Source organism: Nocardiopsis akebiae (assembly GCF_018316795.1).
In the GTDB taxonomy this organism is placed as follows: Bacteria; Actinomycetota; Actinomycetes; order Streptosporangiales; family Streptosporangiaceae; genus Nocardiopsis; species Nocardiopsis dassonvillei.
Genome location: NZ_CP074132.1, coordinates 6065173 through 6081812, shown reverse-complemented (window position 1 = coordinate 6081812; position 16640 = coordinate 6065173). Strand labels below are relative to the sequence as shown.

Below are 16640 nucleotides of genomic sequence, written 5' to 3'. Positions count from 1 at the left end.
TGCGACGGGTGTGTCCGGATCCGCGGAGCCTTGGAGTCATTTGTGGTCGCACTCAGTGTCGTCGTCCCCATCTACAACGTCGAGAGGTATCTCGACGAGTGCCTGCGCTCCCTTCAGGTGCAGACATGGGACGATCTCGAGGTCGTGATGGTGGACGACGGGTCCCCGGACGGCAGCGCGGCCATCGCGGCCCGGTACGCCGAGCAGGACCCCCGCTTCCGGCTGATCCAGCAGGAGAACGGCGGCCTGGGCGCCGCCCGCAACACCGGCATCGAGCACGCGCGCGGCGACTTCATCACCTTCGTGGACAGCGACGACGTGATCCCGTCCTACGCGTTCGGCTACCACCTGGAGAGCCTGCGCAGGAGCGGCTCGGACTTCTCCAGCGGCAACGTCCACCGCCTCAACGAGCTGGGCACGCGCCAGTCGCCCATGCACCGCAGGATCTTCCGCACCGCGAAGACCGGCACGCACATCACGCGCGAGGACACGCTCCTGGTCGACCGGCTGGCCACCAACAAGGTCTGGCGCCGCTCCTTCTGGGACAAGCACGGGATGACCTTCCCCGTCGGCGTCCTGCACGAGGACATCCCCGTGGCCATTCCCCTGCACTTCCTCGCCGAGTCGGTGGACGTGCTCTCCGCGCCCGTCTACCTCTGGCGCGAGCGCCCCAGCGACGACAAGTCCATCACCCAGGACCGGCTGCGCCCCCAGGCACTGGAGGACCGCGTCAGCGCGGTCACCAAGGTCAGCGACTTCCTCAGGGAGAACCAGCCGCCCCTCCAGAAGCGCCGGTGGGACGCGGTCGCGCTCGGCAGCGACCTGCGCCTCTTCCTCCAGGTGCTCGACCGGGCCGACGCGGACTTCACGCGGAGGCTCGTCGAGCTCGGCAACGCCTACCTGGACCAGGTCGACGACAAGGTGCTGCGCGACCTCCCCGCCATCGAGCGCCTCAAGTGGCACCTCATCCGGCAGCGCAAGGTCGAGCAGCTGCGCGAGGTCATCGTCTTCAACAAGAGCGCCGAGCACAAGAAGGCCAAGATCGTCCGGCACGGGATCCGCTACTACGCGGACTACCCGTTCAAGGACGACCCCGCCCAGGGCGTGCCGCGCTCGGTCTACCGCGTGCGCTCGGAGCTCAAGCTCCGTCAGAAGGCCGAGGAACTCGCCTGGGTCGACGGCAAGCTGGTGGTCGGGGGCCGGGTCTGCCTGAAGTACCTGCGGCCCAACAAGCGCCTCCAGCAGCAGGTCCGCGCCTGGGCGGTCAACGCCGAGGACGGCAGGCGCGTGCGGCTGAACACGACCACGCACCAGGCCAACGAGTTCCGGCTCGCCCCGACGGTGGCCACCTCCCGCAAGGACTGGGGCGGCTACCGGATCGTCATCGACCCCGCCGAGCTGGGGGACGAGGGCGACTGGTACGTGGAGCTGGGCGTGGTCAACCGCGGCTTCCGCCGTGTGGACCGCCTCAAGAAGCCCGCCGCGGCCGACGTCCGGATGCTCGGCCCCGAGCAGGTCCGGCCGGGCGTGTGGGCCCGCCCGCACTGGGTGGACGACTTCGAGCTGCGCCTGACCGTCGAGCGCCCGGCCGTCGTCCTCGACGGCTCCGCCCTCGAGGGCTCCTCCCTGGTCCTGAGCGGACGGGCGGCGGGAACCCCGACCGAGGGCCTGAGCGCCTACGTCCAGCGCTTCCCCGGCGACGTCGAGGTCCCCGCGAAGGTGGAGACCGACGGCGAGTCCGTGCGCGTGCTCGCCGACCTTGCCGCCCTCACCGACGGCTACCAGGACCGGGACGCGATCGCGGGCAGCGACCCCTACGAGGACTGGTCGGTCCACCTCCGGGACGGCTCCGGCCGCTCCCGGTGGATCCCCTTCGCCGAGGACGGCTCCGAGGGCCGCTACGCGCACTCCGGCCTGAGCGTGCGGGTGCTCCCCGACTTCGCCGGGCGGACCAGGGTCCGTGTGGAGCGGCCCCAGCCCCTGCTCACCGCCGTCTCCTGGGACGACGACGTCCTCGACCTGCGGGGCGACTTCCCCGAGACCTCCACGGGAGAGCTCTCCCTGGTGGTCAAGGCCGTCGGCCGGATGGAGGAGCACCTGTTCCCGGTGGAGGCCGCGGACGGCCGGTTCTCGGCCTCCGTCCCGCCCACCGCGATCCCCAACTTCGGCACGAAGGTGCCCCTCACGCCCGGCAACTACCGCTTCCTGCTGCGCACCGCCACCGGCGACAACCAGTGGGACGACCGCCGGGTCGGCTTCTCCCAGGAGCTGCGCACCGCCAAGTTCCCCGCCCCCGAGAAGGAGGGCGGCTTCGACCTGGAGCTCAAGCCGGACGGCCGCGGATGGCCCGTGCTGCGCCTGGGCTCGGTGCTGCGTCCGGAGGAGCAGGGGTCCTACGCGCAGCAGGTCCTGCGCGAGGAGGTCTACCCCAAGCTGCGCCGCAAGCCGGTGCAGCCGGGCATCGTCTTCGACAGCTACACCGGCAAGCAGTTCTCCGACAGCCCGCGGGACATGTACGAGGAGCTGCGGCGGCGCGGTGTGGAGACGCCGATGTCGTGGATGGTGCGCAACCGCCAGATCACGCTGCCCCCGGGGCTGACCGAGGTCCGGCACACGAGCCGCGAGTACTTCGAGGCGCTGGCGCGCTCGGAGTTCATCGTCTCCAACGCCCACCTGCCCATGTGGTTCGAGAAGCAGCCCGGGCAGAAGATCGTGCAGACCTGGCACGGGTCGATGCTCAAGCGCATCGGCTTCGACATCGAGCACGTCCAGTTCGCGGGCCGCAACTACCACGACCGGCTCCGGCACGAGACCAACCAGTGGGACTACCTGGTCTCCCCGAGCCCCTGGGCGACGCCGATCCTGCGCCGCGCCTTCGGCTTCGAGAACGAGATCCTGGAGACCGGCTACCCGCGCAACGACATCTTCCACCGCCCCGAGCGCGAGGCGGTGACGGAGGCGGTCCGCGAGCGCCTGGGTCTGCCGGAGGGCAAGAAGGTCATCCTGTACGCCCCCACCTGGCGCGACGACAAGTTCTACTCCGTCGGCAAGTACAAGCTGGACCTGCACCTGGACCTGCGGCGGCTGTACGACGCCCTCGGCGACGACCACGTGCTGCTGTTCCGCAGGCACCCGAACATCGTCGACCGGGTGCCGAACGTGGGCAAGGACTTCGTCTTCGACGTCTCGGCCTACCCCGAGATCCAGGAGCTGTTCCTGGTCACGGACATCCTCATCACCGACTACTCGTCGCTGATGTTCGACTTCGCCAACACCGGCCGACCGATGCTGTTCTTCACCTACGACCTGGAGGAGTACCGCGACAGCCTGCGCGGGTTCTACTTCGACTTCGCCGAGACCGCCCCGGGCCCGCTGCTGCGCACCTCCGACGAGGTCATCGACTCGATCCGCGACATCGACGGGGTCCAGGAGGCCCACAGGGAGCGGTACGAGGCCTTCGTGAACCAGTTCTGCCCCCTGGACGACGGCAAGGCCGCGGCCCGGGTGGTCGAGCAGGTCTTCGGCGAGCTCCTCTGAACCGGACGGGTTCGGGGGAAGGCAGGGGCCGTGCCGTCCGGCGCGGCCCCGCGACAGGGAGGGTGAAGAGGGCCTTGAGGATTCTGCTCACCGGAGGAGCCGGGTACATCGGCTCCCACACGGCGGTCGAGCTGGTCGCGCGCGGGCACCAGGTGGTCGTCCTGGACAACCTGGTCAACAGCAGCGAGGAGGCGGTGCGCCGGGTCGAGAGGATCACCGGCGCGCGGATCCCGTTCGTGCGCGGCGACTGCACCGAGCACGGCGTCGTCGAGCGCGCCCTGGTGGAGCACGGCATCGAGGCCGTGGTGCACTTCGCCGGGCTCAAGGCGGTGGGGGAGTCCGTCAGCCAGCCGCTGCGGTACTACCGCAACAACCTGGACGCCCTGTTCACGCTCGCCGAGGCGATGGACCGCGTCGGGGTGCGCGACCTGGTGTTCAGCTCCTCGGCCACCGTCTACGGCGACCCCGAAACGGTGCCGATCACCGAGGGCAGCGCGCTGCGGGTGACCAACCCCTACGGTGCGACCAAGCTGTTCGGCGAGAGGATCCTGGAGGACCTCGCGGTGAGCGCGCCCGACTGGCGGATCACCGTGCTGAGGTACTTCAACCCGGTCGGCGCCCACCCCAGCGGCCTCATCGGGGAGGACCCCAACGACATCCCCAACAACCTCTTCCCCTACATCTCCAAGGTCGCCGCGGGCAGGCTGCCCGAGCTGACCGTCTTCGGCGACGACTACGACACAGAGGACGGCACGGGGGTCCGGGACTACCTGCACGTGGTGGACCTGGCCCGGGGGCACGTCGCGGCGCTCGACCACCTGGCCTCGCAGAAGGGGCTCAGGGCCTTCAACCTGGGTACGGGGACGGGCACCTCCGTCATGGAGGCGATCCGCGCCTTCGAGTCGGCCTGCGGCCGCACCATCCCCTTCCGGGTGGGGCCGCGCCGCGACGGCGACATCGCCACCTGCTTCGCGGACCCGGGGCTGGCCAACCGCGAACTGGGCTGGAAGGCCGAGCACACGGTGGCCGAGGCCTGCGCCGACGCCTGGCGCTGGCAGTCGGCCAACCCCGACGGCTACAGGTGACGCCGCGGAGCGCGGAGTGAGGCCGTCCTCCGCGCTCCCCGGCCTCCGGTGCGCCCCGCCGTCGGGACGACCTTCTCCGAGCGCCGAGCGTCGACGAGACGATGCCGAAGGAAGGGCGGAGCCGGGCATGGAACACGACTGGGACGAAGAGCTCGAAGAGTACGAGGAAGGCGAAGAGCACTTCTACGACGACGAGGGCGCCTTCGGCGTCGGGCTCCCGCCGAGGGCCGGGTCCGCCCACGAGGAGCGGACCCGGCGGGACTGACCCCGAAGGGCCCGACGCGAGGCCCCGGTCAGCCGGCGGAGGCCTCCTGCGCCCTCCTCGCGGCCCGCTCCCCGGCGTCGCGGTGGGGCAGGAGCACGCCCAGACCCCAGTGCAGCAGCAGGCCGCTGGCCAGCCCCACGAGCCATCCGTAGTCCGCCAGCGGGGCCAGGAACGGGATCAGGCCCTCGGCCGGGAAGGGGCCCGAGCCCTCGGGGGAGTGCGAACCGCCCACGGCCAGCACCGAGCCGACGCCGAAGGCCACCAGGGCGCGCCAGTTCCACCCGTGCCGGTACCAGTACTCCGAGCCGCGTTCGTACAGCGCGGGCAGGTTCATCCGCGTGCGGCGCAGCAGCCAGTAGTCGGCGAGCAGGATGCCCGCCACGGTGCCCAGGAGGCCGCCCACCGTGCCCAGCCAGGTGAAGATGTAGACGCTCTCGTTCTCCAGCAGCCGCCACGGCATGATCAGCACGCTGAGCACGCAGGTGGTGATCGCCCCGGCGCGGAAGCTGATCAACTGCGGTCTGAGGTTGGACAGGTCGTAGGCCGGACCGACCAGGTTGGCCGCGATGTTGGTGGAGACCGTGGCCAGCAGCACGACGAAGACCGCGAAGAGCAGGCCGATCCCGCTGTCCATCCGCGCCACGACGTCGATCGGGTTCCACAGGGGTTCGCCGTAGACGGCCGCGGTGCCCGCCGTGACCATGACGGCCAGCAGCGAGAACAGCGTCATCGTGGTGGGCAGCCCCAGCGACTGGCCCACCACCTGGGCGCGCTGGGAGGACGAGAAGCGCGTGAAGTCGCTGATGTTGAGTGTCAGGGTCGCCCAGTAGCCGATCACGCCCATCAGCGACGGGAAGAACAGCGCCCAGAAGGAGGGCCCCCAGTCCAGGGGCTCGCCCGAGTCCAGGGACAGCATCGGGCCCAGGCCCCCGGCCTCCACGGCCATCCAGGCCAGCAGCGCGACGCCGCCGAGGATCATCAGCGGCGCGGCCCACACCTGGGTCCGGCGCACGCCCTCCATGCCCCACAGGATGATCGCGAGCTGGGCGACCCAGAACAGGCCGAAGGACAGCCACAGCGTCCACGGCTGGCCGCCCAGCGCCGCCGCCCCCGTCCACCCGTCGCCGAGCAGCCGCCCGAGCAGGACGTAGACCCCCTGGCCGCCGACCCAGGTCTGGATGCCGTACCAGCCGCAGGCGACCGCGCCGCGCAGCAGCGCGGGCAGGTTGGCGCCGCGCAGGCCGAAGGAGGCGCGCGCGAACACGGGGAACGGGACGCCGTACCTGGCGCCCGCGTGGCCGGTCAGCACCATGGGCAGCAGGACGACGAGATTGCCCAGGACCACGGCGAGCATGGCCTGGCGCCAGTCCATGCCCGCCGCGATCAGGCCGCTGGCCAGGGTCCAGGCCGGGATGCTGACCGACATGCTCACCCACAGGGCGCCGAAGCTGCCGGTGCCCCAGGTGCGCCGGGACATCGGGACGGGCTGGAGGTCGGCGTTGACGTAGGGCCCCTCGGGCAGGGCGGTCCCCTCGGCGAGGGACACCCGGCCGTCGGGGTGGGTGACGGCGGCGGGTACCGGCGGGGTCGGGCTGTGGGTCACGGGTCACCTGGTCTCGGTGGGCGGACGGGGAGGGCGGGGGATGCGAAGCGCTGCCGGGCCCACCGGGGGAACCCCTGGAAGCGCGGCGAAAAGTCCGGATTCGTTCCGGGCCGCCGAATATCCTCGCACGTCACAAGGCGCACAGGTGTCGCGGGCGGGTCGGGAGGGTTACCACCGGACCGTCCGCCCCGAAGGGACGCCCCCGTGCGGCCGGGGACCGGGCCCGGACGCCGTCCCTTACGGGCCGTCCCCGACCGGTGCGCCGGTCCCGGGCCGCGGCCTTCCGGCTCCCGGCCCCCTCCCGCTCCCCGCCACGAGGGCGGTGCCGCCACGGCGCGGTCGCCCGCGCCCCGGCGGCCCCGCGGCGCGGGTCAGGACACGGCCGGGACGACGTGGCGCCCGTAGGCGTCGATGACACCGTCCACGTCGTCGTGCATCGCGTACACCGCGAACTGGTCCACGCCCGCCTCGCGGAGCCGCTCCAGCTTCCGCACGTGCTCCTCCACCGGACCGACCAGGCAGAACCGGTCGACGATGGCGTCCGGGACGAACGCGGTGTCGGGGTTGTCCGCCCGGCCGTGGTGGCTGTAGTCGTAGCCCCGCCGGGCCCTGACGTAGTCGGTCAGCTCCCGCGGGACCGCGTTTGAGGAGTCGCCGTAGCGGGCGACCAGGTCGGCCGCGTGGTTGCCCACCATCCCGCCGAACCAGCGGCACTGCTCCCGAGCGTGGGCCAGCCCCCGCTCGGAGCCGTCGGTGACGTATGCGGGCGCCGCCGCGCACACCGTCACCGCGTCGGGGTCGCGCCCGGCGTCGGCCGCGGCCGTGCGCACCGCCCTGACCATCCACTCGGTCAGGTAGGGGTCGGCCAGTTGGAGGATGAAACCGTCCGCCTGGCGGCCCGCCAGCTCCAGGGCCCGGGGCCCGTAGGCGCCCATCCACACGGGCAGGGCGCCGTCGCGCACCCACGGCAGGCGCAGGGCCGCGCCGTCCACGTCGGCCTCCCGGCCCTCGGCCAGGTCCTTGATCGCGCGCATCGCCCGGGACAGGCGTTCCAGGGTGGCGGGACGGCGGCCCGCCACCCGCACGGCCGAGTCGCCCCGGCCGATCCCGCACACCGTGCGGTTGCCGAACATGTCGTTCAGGGTGGCGAACAGCGAGGCGGTCACCTCCCAGGCGCGCGTGCCCGGGTTGGTCACCATGGGCCCCACGACCAGGCCGCTGGTGTGCTCCAGGATCCGGCTGTAGACGACGAAGGGCTCCTGCCAGAGCACGACCGAGTCGAAGGTCCACCCGTGGGTGAAGCCGTACCCCTCCGCGCGGACCATCCGCTCGACCAGCAGGTCGGCGGGCGGGTCGGTCTGGAGGACGAGTCCGATGTCCATGTGCTGCCCTCTCGTTCAGACCAGGTACTGGCAGGTGGACCGCGGCACGTACCGGCCGTGCCCGGCCTCGCCCAGGTAGACGCCGCGGTCCACCACGACCCGGCCGCGCGAGAGCACGGTGCGGGCCCGGCCGGTGACCCGTCTGCCCTCGTAGGCCGAGTAGTCCACGTTCATGTGGTGCGTCTCGGCCGAAAGGACGTGCTCGGCACCGGGGTCGTAGACCACGATGTCGGCGTCCGAGCCCGGGCAGATCGTGCCCTTGGCCGGGTACAGGCCGAACATGCGTGCCGGGGTGGCGCAGGCGATCTCGATCCACCGGCGCCTGCCGATGCGGCCCTCCACCACTGCCTGGTGCAGCAGGTCCATGCGGTGCTCGACCCCGGGCATGCCGTTGGGGATCCTGGAGAAGTCGCCCCGGCCCAGGTCCTTCTGTCCGGTGAAGCAGAACGGGCAGTGGTCGGTGGAGACCACGGACAGGTCGTTGGTGCGCAGAGCCCGCCACAGGTGCTCCTGGTGCTCCCGGGGCCGCAGAGGTGTGGAGCACACGTACTTGGCGCCCTCGAAACCGGGCTCGGCGAGGTTGTCGGCGGACAGGAACAGGTACTGGGGGCAGGTCTCGCCGAACACGTTGAGCCCCATCCCGCGCGCCCGGGCCAGCTCCTCCACCGCCTCCCGGGCCGAGACGTGCACCACGTACAGCGGCGCGCCCGCCACCCGGGCGAGCTGGACGGCGCGGTGGGTGGCCTCCGACTCCAGCAGGGCCCTGCGCACCTCGCCGTGGTACCTCGGGTCGGTCCTGCCCTCGGCCAGGGCCTGCTCGACCAGCACGTCGATGGCGATGCCGTTCTCGGCGTGCACCATGGTCAGCGCGCCGTTGGCGGCGCCGCGCTGCATGGCCCGCAGGATCTGGCCGTCGTCGCTGTAGAACACGCCCGGGTAGGCCATGAACAGCTTGAACGAGGTCACGCCCTCGTCGACGAGGGCGTCCATCTCCCCGAGCGAGGACGCGTCGACGTCGGAGAGGATGGCGTGGAAGGCGTAGTCCACCGCGCAGTCGCCCTCGGCCTTGGCCATCCACGCGTCCACGCCCGCGCGCACCGACTCCCCGGGCCGCTGGATGGCGAAGTCGACGATCGTGGTGGTGCCGCCCCAGGCGGCGGCCCGGGTGCCCGTCTCGAAGGTGTCGGAGGAGGAGGTGCCGCCGAAGGGCATCTCCATGTGGGTGTGGCCGTCCACCCCTCCGGGGACGACGTAGTGCCCGGCGGCGTCGATGACCTCGGCGCCGCCGTCGGCCCAGGACCGGGCGGCGTCGCTGCCGCGCAGCGCGAGCGCGGCCACCCTCTCGTCCTCCACGAGGACGTCGGCCTCGGTCTCCTCGGACGCGGTGACGACCAGGCCGCCGCGGATGACGGTGCGTCGTGCCATGGCGCGCCTCCTCAGCCCTGGACCAGCGGGCCGTAGGCGTCGGGCCTGCGGTCGCGGTAGAAGGCCCACTGCCGGCGGACCTCGTCGACCATGTCCAGGTCCAGGTCGCGCACGACCAGTTCGGAGGAGGTGTCGGAGGCGACGTCGCCGACGAACTGCCCGCGCGGGTCGGCGAAGTAGCTGGTGCCGTAGAAGTCGTTGTCGCCGTACTCCTCCACGCCCACGCGGTTGATCGCGGCGACGAAGTAGGCGTTGGCCACGGCCGCCGCGGTCTGCTCCAGCTTCCACAGGTGGGCGGACAGGCCGCGGCTGGTCGCGGACGGGTTGTACACGAGTTGGGCTCCGGCCAGCCCCAGGGCCCGCCAGCCCTCGGGGAAGTGGCGGTCGTAGCAGATGTAGACGCCGATGCGTCCGGCGGCGGTGTCGAAGACCGGCCAGCCGAGGTTGCCGGGGCGGAAGTAGTACTTCTCCCAGAAGCCGTGGACCTGCGGGATGTGGTGCTTGCGGTACTTGCCCAGGTAGCCGCCGTCGGCGTCGACGACCGCGGCGGTGTTGTAGTAGAAGCCGGGGGACTCCACCTCGAAGACCGGCAGGACCATGACGATGCCCAGCTCCCGGGCCAGCGCCCTGAACCGGGTGACGGTGGGGCCGTCGGGGACCGCCTCGGCCCAGCGGTGGTGCTCGGGGTCCTGCACCTGGCAGAAGTAGGGGGCGTTGAACACCTCCTGGAAACCGATCACCCGCGCGCCCCGTGCGGCGGCGTCGCGCGCGTGCTTCTCGTGGACGGCGAGCATGGATTCGGTGTCGCCCGTCCATTCGGTCTGGACGAGTGCGGCACGGACGTTGTGCGGCATGTGCTCCTCGTTCCTGCGTGTGCGCCGCCGGGGCGGGCGAGAACGGTTGTTACGTCCGCGTATGTCCTGCTGGCACGGTGGTGCGAGCGGGTGGTGCGCGTGCCGTCGCACCTTAGGTAACGTCGAATGGCCGGTCAATGTCCGACATCCGCGTTCTCCGCGCGCGACCTGGTGAAGGAATTGCGCGATCGTGCCCTTACGGGGTGCGATGTCCCTTCTGCGGCAAGTGTAATTTCAGAGGAAAGGACATGTTTTCCGGCTTTTCCCCGCCGAATTTCGGATGAGGACACACACACTCCTCCCGGCCGCCGCGCGGTCAGGCGGCGGTGCGGTCCCCGGTGGCGGACGCGCTGCCGTGACCGAGAGACCCGAGCGCGCCCTCGCTCCGCTCCGCGCGGTCGTCGAAGACGAAGACGATGAGCAGGACCAGGCCGATCCCGATGAGGAACAGGGCGCCGCAGCCCAGGCTCATGAACAGCCAGGGGGAGTGCTCCTCGGCGCCTCCGGGCTTCCCCGGGACGGGAGGGCCCGGACGGGCGGAGCCGGGCGCGGGCGGCGGGCCCGGGGGCGGCTGCCAGCCGGTGGGCGGCATGCCCCCGGGAGGCGGGCCCGTGGGCGGCTGGTCGCGGTCCGCGGATCCGTCACCGGGACCGTGCGGGGGCTGGCTCATGGCGGGGCCTGGCTTTCTGCTGCGGGCGTCGGCTGCGCGCCGGTGCCGGGTGGCGCCGTGCGGGAGGCGGCGGCGCGCCGCCGCCTTCTAGTGTGGGGGACATGGCACGACTGCTCATCGTTCACCACACGGTCTCGCCCGCGACCCGGCAGCTGCTGGAGGCGGTCCTGGAGGGCGCCCGCGACGACGGCATCGAGGGGGTCGAGGTGCGTGCGGAGGCGGCGCTGTCGGCCACGGCCAGCGACCTGCTCGGCGCCGACGCGGTCGTCCTGGGGACCCCGGCCAACATCGGGTACATGTCGGGCGCCCTCAAGGTCTTCTTCGACACGGTCTTCTACCCCGCCCAGGGGGCGACGGAGGGGCTGCCCTACGCGCTGTACGTGCACGGGGACGACGACGCCTCCGGCGCGGTCCGGGCGGTCGAGTCGATCGCCAAGGGCATGGGGTGGCGGCGGCACCGCCCGCCGGTCACCGTGACGGGCCGCCCGGAGGCACGGGACCGCGAGGCCTGCTGGGAGCTGGGCGCCGTCACCGCCCTCGCCGCCCTGGAGCGCGCCTGAGCGGGCCCGCCACGGGAACCGTGCCGCGGGCCGCGGGCCAAGGGCTCCGTCGCGCGCGGCACACGGCTCGCGGGCCGCTCCGGCGAACCCGCCGCCACGGCGGCGGGCGGGAAGCCGGAAAAGGGCGGGAAAGTCTGGGTAAGGGGTTGGCTGGTCCGGTGTCGGGTGCGGCGTGGCGGTTTCGCCGAGTTCGACCAGCGGGACAGGATGGGCCCAGGCCGTCGGGGAACACGGGTAGGTGCACACCCCCGTCCAGTCCGGCGCCGCAGACCTTCCGTCCGCCTCCCCGCCCGCGACCGCCGTCCCCCGGAACGCGGCCGGGTCCCCGACCAGCCCCTCCCCAGACACACCGCGTGGCCGCCCACTGGCCCAAGTCCTCAGGCCGCGCGGTGTTTGCCTCAGAGGCGGCGCCGGTCCGCGGACCGGCGTCAGTAGCCCCGCCAGGCCCCCTGGTGGTAGCCGATGACCCTCGGATGCATCAGGGTCGACTCCTCCACGTCCTCCTCGCGGCGGTCCTTGGGGAAGACCTGCGCGGCCTCCAGCAGGGCCGGGTCGAGGAAGCTCAGCGGCGGCGCGTCCTCGGGGACGCGCAGCCCGGGCGCGGACCCGGGTGAGGTGAGGTAGAAGCCCCAGTTGCCGAAGCTCGGCACGTCCACGTTGTAGGGCGTGACCGCCAGGTCCGCCGCCTCCAGGGAGTCGCCCACGCCCCAGTAGGCCTCCGGAGCGAAGAAGGGCGAACCCGCCTGCACGACCATGCGGCCCTCCTCGGACAGGGCGTGGCGCAGGAGGGCGTAGAACTCCACCGAGTAGAGCTTGGCGGTGCCCACGGAGTCCCCGTCCGGGAGGTCGGCGATGATGACGTCGAACTCCTCGCGGTTCTCGCGCAGCCACTGGAAGGCGTCCGCGTTGACCACGTCCACGCGCGGGTCCTCGAAGGAGTCCCCGTTGAGGCCGCTGATCACCGGGTCGGTCGAGGCCAGCTCGATCACGGCCGGGTCCAGGTCCACCAGGGTGGCCGAGGCCACGTCGTCGTAGGCCAGGATCTCGCGCAGGGCCAGGCCGTCGCCGCCGCCCAGCACCAGCACGTCCCCGTGCGGTCCCGCCATCGCCGGGTGCACCAGCGACTCGTGGTAGCGGTACTCGTCCAGGCTGGAGAACTGGAGGCTCCCGTTGAGGAACAGGCGCACGTCCTGGCCGTCCAGGGACCGGGTGAGCACGATCTCCTGGTACTCGGAGCGCTCGGCGTGCACGATCGGGTCGCGGTACAGCGCCTGGCGCGCGTCCACCTCGAACTGGTCGGCGTAGGCGTAGGCCAGGCCGAGCACGGCGATGATGAGCGCCAGGCCCACGCTCAGGCCCGCGTAGGCGCGCCGGGTCAGCTCCGCGCGGAACAGCCACAGCACCACCGCCACGCCGACGACGGCGTTGAGCGCGCCCACCATCAGCGCGCCCTTGGGCAGGCCCAGCAGCGGAAGCAGCAGGAAGGGGAAGGCCAAGCCGCCGATCAGGCCGCCGACGTAGTCGGCGGCGAACAGGTCGGCGACAGCGTCGGAGGCGTCCTGCCTGCGGATGCGCTGGATCAGCGTCATCAGCAGCGGGATCTCCATGCCGATGAGTAGGCCGATGGCGAACGACAGCACCACCAGGGCGGGCTGGTAGGCGGAGAACCAGGCGAACGCCCCGTACAGCAGCAGCACGGACAGCCCGCCGACCAGCGAGAGCAGGCCCTCGATCACCGCGAAGGCCGCGGCGGGGTGCGCCTGGAAGCGCTTGGACAACAGGGAGCCCACGCCCATCGCGAACACCATCACCGACAGGACCACGGAGGCCTGGGTGATGCTGTCGCCCAGCAGGTAGCTGCCGATGGCTACCAGCGCGAGCTCGTACACCAGACCGCAGGCGGCGCAGACGAACACCGCCAGCAACACGAGGAACCGGGCCGCCCTGGCGGGTACCGGCAGTCGGGGCCGTGTGCGGACGGTGGTCTCAGTCAACGGAACTGCCTTCGTGTGGTGGTGCGGTGGTGCGGTTGCCCGGGGCAGGGGGCCGGTGGGGGAAGGGGCGTCAGGTCAGGGCCGCGGCGATGACGACCGCGATCGCCACGTGCGCGGAGGCGCTCACCCAGGTGGCCGGGTGCGGCTCGTCGCTGCTGATCATCTGGGCGATCTTGGCGGGGACGAGGAGGTCGATCAGCACGAACGACAGCGCCATCACGCCCAGGCCGATCAGGCCGTAGACGGCGGTCGAGAGCAGGCCCGCGCCCAGTCCGATCTCGGACTCGCTGGAGAGGATCGCCGAGGTGACGACGATGGCCGACCCCAGCGTGTTCGCGGACACGAGCAGGACCGCGTTGCGGTTGCGGTTCTCCCAGATCAGCACGTGCAGCTTGCCGGGGGTGAGGAGGTCGGTGAGGAGGTAGCCCAGCACGAGGATGACGATGCCCACTCCGCCGTAGGCGAGGGCTCCGAGCGCGTTGAGGAGGATCTCGTTCATGGTCCTGTTCGCAGGTAGGGGATTTCGGTTGACGTGTTCGGGACGTGTGGGGAAGGAGACTACTTGCCGAAGCCGCTGCCGCCGCCGCGGTAGTTGCTGCCGCTGCCGTTGCTGCTGCTGCCGCCGCTGTAGCTGCTGCCGCCGCCGCTGTAGCTGCCGCTGTTGTTGTCCCTGTAGCTGCTGCCGCCGCCGGTGCCCCCGCCGAAGAAGAAGAATCCTCCGCCGCCGGAGGACCCCGATGACCCGTCGCAGTCGTCGTCGTCATAGCCCTCGATCTGGACCACGTCGTCGTCGGGGCAGTAGTTGTTGCTGCTGCTGCTGTTGTTGTTGCTGCTGCTGGCGCAGGCGCTGAGCAGGATCAGGATCAGCAGGATGACGCCGATCACGACGAACACCGTGATGATGACGTTCCTGTTGCCGTTGTTCGCGGGCTCCTCGTATGCCTTCATGGTGCGGTTCTCCCGGAAGTGGGGGGAAGGGTCACGGTCGAGGTGGTCGTCACCAGCTCGCCGCTCTGGGGGTAGGCGTGCCAGGTGCGCCAGCCGAGCGGTCCGCCGGGGACCAGGTGCAGCGCGGTGACCGCCAGCGGATCGCCGGGGAAGGCGACGAGCAGGCCGCCGGGGGAGTCCTCCACCTCCCGGTGGATCCCCTCCACCCGGCGGGCCAGCTCGGTGCGGGACACGGATTCCACGCGCGAGCCGAAACGGTAGCCGCCCAGGTCGGGTCGGTCGGCGCTGCCGGGCAGACCGCCGGGGAGGCCGGGCAGGCAGGCCACCGTCTCCACCAGCGGCTCCCCGCCCACCGGGGCCCCGGTCGACGGCTCCGGCGTGACGACCACCTGGTGGGAGGCGCCGAGCACCCGCAGCTCGACCCTGGCCCCCGGCACCCGGACGGTGCGGGCGGCCAGGGGGTCGATCAGCGGGTGGCGCAGGGCCCAGACCAGGTCGTCGGCGCTGGTGTCGACGAAGGGGGCGCTGATGCTCGCGCGCACGTTCCGGTCAGCTCCCCGGGTAGATGGTGAAGGTGCCCGGGGCGACCTTGTTCCCCGTGCTGGCCTCCCAGCGCCCGTGGTCGAAGCGCTCGAAGGACAGCAGGCGTCCGTCGTCGGACTCGTAGTCGGCGTAGTCCAGGCCCCCGGAGGCCTTGAGCCCGGTGGTGCCCTCGGAGCGGTAGGAGCCGGTGCCCTTCTCCTGGAGCCGGTAGACGGTGCCCTCCAGCTCGATGCTCTTGCCCTGGGGGATGATGTCCAGGTCGGGGCGGCCGGTCCACAGGGCCAGCTCCACGTCGGGGTCCTCCTCCACCGAGAGCCAGCGCTTGCCGCCCTCGACCTCCAGGAAGTGCTCCGACCAGGTGAAGCCGCCCTCGGACAGGCGCAGGGTGCCGCGGATCCAGGTCCGCTCGGCGCCCCAGTCGATCATGTCGCCCGCCTTGATGGCGCGCGGGTCGCCCGCGGTGCTGTCCCCCGTGTCGGCGAAGGGGTCCCGCGGCGGGGCGGGGGGTTCGGGGGCGGTCTTCGGTTTCTTCGCGCGCTGTGCGTAGACCAGGACGCCGATCACGACGGCGACGCCGACCAGGATGAGCAGCAGCAGGAGTTCGATGGCCAATGTTCCTCGTTTCGCGGTGGGGCATGGGGGAGCGAGGCCGTGTACGTCCCCTGCCTGCGTGTTCCCCGGGGCCGGGCAATCCTACTGACGCTCTGACGCCGTGGGCGAGGGGTCGGTTCCACATGTGACCAGATCAGGACACGAAAGACGCCCCGCTCGGGAACCTCTCACGGACGGTGATCGTTGATAACGGCCCCGTGTCAGGAGGCGCGCCGGAACGTACTCCCAAACCCCCCACGGGACGCCGACGCCCCGCGCCCGGCGGCTCGGGCCGACGCGTCCGCGTCCCGGTGCGCAGGGTTTCAGCCCCGGGGGTCGCCGGTCTCCACCGGGAGGGTGTCGTCGCCTCCCCAGCGGCTCCACGACCCCGGGTACAGGCGGGCGCCGGAGTACCCGGCGTGCTCCAGAGCGAGCAGGTCGTGGCAGGCGGTGACCCCCGACCCGCAGTAGGCGGTGACGGTGTCGGCGGAGTCGGCGCCGAGGGCGGCGAAGCGGTCACGCAGGATTTCCGGGGCGGCCAGGAGACCGTCATCGCCCAGGTTCCCCGTCCACTCGGCGCTGCGGGCGCCCGGCACGTGCCCCGGCCGGGCGTCGACGGGTGCGGGCCGCTCACCGGTGTAGCGCTCGCGGGCGCGGGCGTCCACCAGCAGGTGCGCCGGATCGCCCGCCTCGGCGCGGACGGTGTCGGTGTGCACGATCCGGTCCGCGGGCCAGGGCAGCGGGGTTCGGTGCGTCGGCCGGGGGGTGACGTCGCCCTCCTCCAGTTCGCCGGTCCACGCCTGGATGCCCCCGTCGAGGAAGGCCGCCGGGGTGCCCAGCACGCGCAGCATCCACACCAGGCGGGCGGCCACGGAACCGCCCGCGTCGTCGTAGACCACCACGGAGGAGTCGTCGCCGATGCCGAGGCGGCCGAGGGCGTCGGCGAAGTCGGCAGCGGAGGGCAGCGGGTGGCGTCCGCCCTCGGGACCGGCCGGGGCGGCCAGGTCGGTGTCCAGGTCGGTGAAGACGGCGCCGGGCAGGTGTCCGGCGCGGTGGGCGTCGCGGCCGGAGCGCCCGTCGAGGTACCACCGGGAGTCGACGAGGACCACCCGGTCGCGGTGTTCGCGGAGCCAGTCGGCCGACACGGCCACCGGCAGGGTCAGGAGTTCGGACATGGGCACCA

Annotated in this window: 15 protein-coding genes; 4 read left to right on the top strand and 11 right to left on the bottom strand. The window is 72.0% G+C overall.

The genetic code is table 11. The features are described 5' to 3' along the window. Nucleotides 1-42: 42 nt before the first annotated feature. The 3 genes from KGD83_RS25910 (at nucleotide 43) to KGD83_RS25900 (ending at nucleotide 4887) form a co-directional block, all read left to right on the top strand. Nucleotides 43-3537: a bifunctional glycosyltransferase/CDP-glycerol:glycerophosphate glycerophosphotransferase gene (locus KGD83_RS25910; protein WP_212641579.1), complete on the top strand. Its 3495-nt coding sequence runs from the start codon at nucleotides 43-45 to the stop codon at nucleotides 3535-3537. 74 nt (nucleotides 3538-3611) lie between these two features. Continuing rightward, nucleotides 3612-4622, top strand: coding sequence for a UDP-glucose 4-epimerase GalE (gene galE / locus KGD83_RS25905; RefSeq protein ID WP_212641578.1), 1011 nt, complete (start codon nucleotides 3612-3614; stop codon nucleotides 4620-4622). 127 nt (nucleotides 4623-4749) lie between these two features. Next, on the top strand, nucleotides 4750-4887 hold the full coding sequence (locus KGD83_RS25900; RefSeq protein ID WP_200904164.1) for a hypothetical protein: 138 nt from the start codon (nucleotides 4750-4752) through the stop codon (nucleotides 4885-4887). A gap of 28 nt (nucleotides 4888-4915) precedes the next feature. Here the strand turns inward: KGD83_RS25900 and KGD83_RS25895 are convergent, their stop codons facing one another. The 5 genes from KGD83_RS25895 to KGD83_RS25875 form a co-directional block, all read right to left on the bottom strand. Next, nucleotides 4916-6490, bottom strand: coding sequence for an NCS1 family nucleobase:cation symporter-1 (locus tag KGD83_RS25895; RefSeq protein WP_212641577.1), 1575 nt, complete (start codon nucleotides 6488-6490; stop codon nucleotides 4916-4918). 371 nt (nucleotides 6491-6861) lie between these two features. Continuing rightward, complete coding sequence (locus KGD83_RS25890) at nucleotides 6862-7872, bottom strand: TIGR03842 family LLM class F420-dependent oxidoreductase (protein ID WP_212641576.1); 1011 nt, start codon at nucleotides 7870-7872, stop codon at nucleotides 6862-6864. A gap of 15 nt (nucleotides 7873-7887) precedes the next feature. Further along, a complete protein-coding gene (gene hydA / locus KGD83_RS25885; RefSeq protein WP_212641575.1) occupies nucleotides 7888-9297 on the bottom strand; it encodes a dihydropyrimidinase in 1410 nt (469 codons plus the stop codon). Between the two features lie 11 nt (nucleotides 9298-9308). Continuing rightward, a complete protein-coding gene (locus KGD83_RS25880; RefSeq protein ID WP_212641574.1) occupies nucleotides 9309-10151 on the bottom strand; it encodes a nitrilase-related carbon-nitrogen hydrolase in 843 nt (280 codons plus the stop codon). Between the two features lie 316 nt (nucleotides 10152-10467). Then, nucleotides 10468-10821: a hypothetical protein gene (locus KGD83_RS25875; protein ID WP_249352028.1), complete on the bottom strand. Its 354-nt coding sequence runs from the start codon at nucleotides 10819-10821 to the stop codon at nucleotides 10468-10470. Between the two features lie 101 nt (nucleotides 10822-10922). On the opposite strand from KGD83_RS25875, the gene KGD83_RS25870 reads away from it, so the two are divergent. Further along, on the top strand, nucleotides 10923-11381 hold the full coding sequence (locus tag KGD83_RS25870) for a flavodoxin family protein (protein ID WP_212641573.1): 459 nt from the start codon (nucleotides 10923-10925) through the stop codon (nucleotides 11379-11381). A 428-nt stretch (nucleotides 11382-11809) separates the two neighbouring features. Here the strand turns inward: KGD83_RS25870 and KGD83_RS25865 are convergent, their stop codons facing one another. From KGD83_RS25865 to KGD83_RS25840, 6 genes are all read right to left on the bottom strand, one after another. Then, complete coding sequence (locus KGD83_RS25865) at nucleotides 11810-13375, bottom strand: polyamine aminopropyltransferase (protein ID WP_212641572.1); 1566 nt, start codon at nucleotides 13373-13375, stop codon at nucleotides 11810-11812. Nucleotides 13376-13445: 70 nt separating this feature from the next. Beyond that, nucleotides 13446-13874: a DUF350 domain-containing protein gene (locus KGD83_RS25860; protein ID WP_212641571.1), complete on the bottom strand. Its 429-nt coding sequence runs from the start codon at nucleotides 13872-13874 to the stop codon at nucleotides 13446-13448. 59 nt (nucleotides 13875-13933) lie between these two features. Further along, nucleotides 13934-14323: a hypothetical protein gene (locus KGD83_RS25855; protein ID WP_212641570.1), complete on the bottom strand. Its 390-nt coding sequence runs from the start codon at nucleotides 14321-14323 to the stop codon at nucleotides 13934-13936. Continuing rightward, complete coding sequence (locus KGD83_RS25850; RefSeq protein ID WP_212641569.1) at nucleotides 14320-14865, bottom strand: DUF2617 family protein; 546 nt, start codon at nucleotides 14863-14865, stop codon at nucleotides 14320-14322. Before KGD83_RS25850 ends, KGD83_RS25855 begins: the two co-directional genes overlap by 4 nt. A gap of 7 nt (nucleotides 14866-14872) precedes the next feature. Then, nucleotides 14873-15478 (bottom strand): DUF4178 domain-containing protein, encoded by a 606-nt coding sequence (locus KGD83_RS25845; RefSeq protein WP_212641568.1) that lies wholly within the window; start codon nucleotides 15476-15478, stop codon nucleotides 14873-14875. 302 nt (nucleotides 15479-15780) lie between these two features. Next, a complete protein-coding gene (locus tag KGD83_RS25840) occupies nucleotides 15781-16632 on the bottom strand; it encodes a sulfurtransferase (protein ID WP_212641567.1) in 852 nt (283 codons plus the stop codon). Nucleotides 16633-16640: the final 8 nt, after the last annotated feature.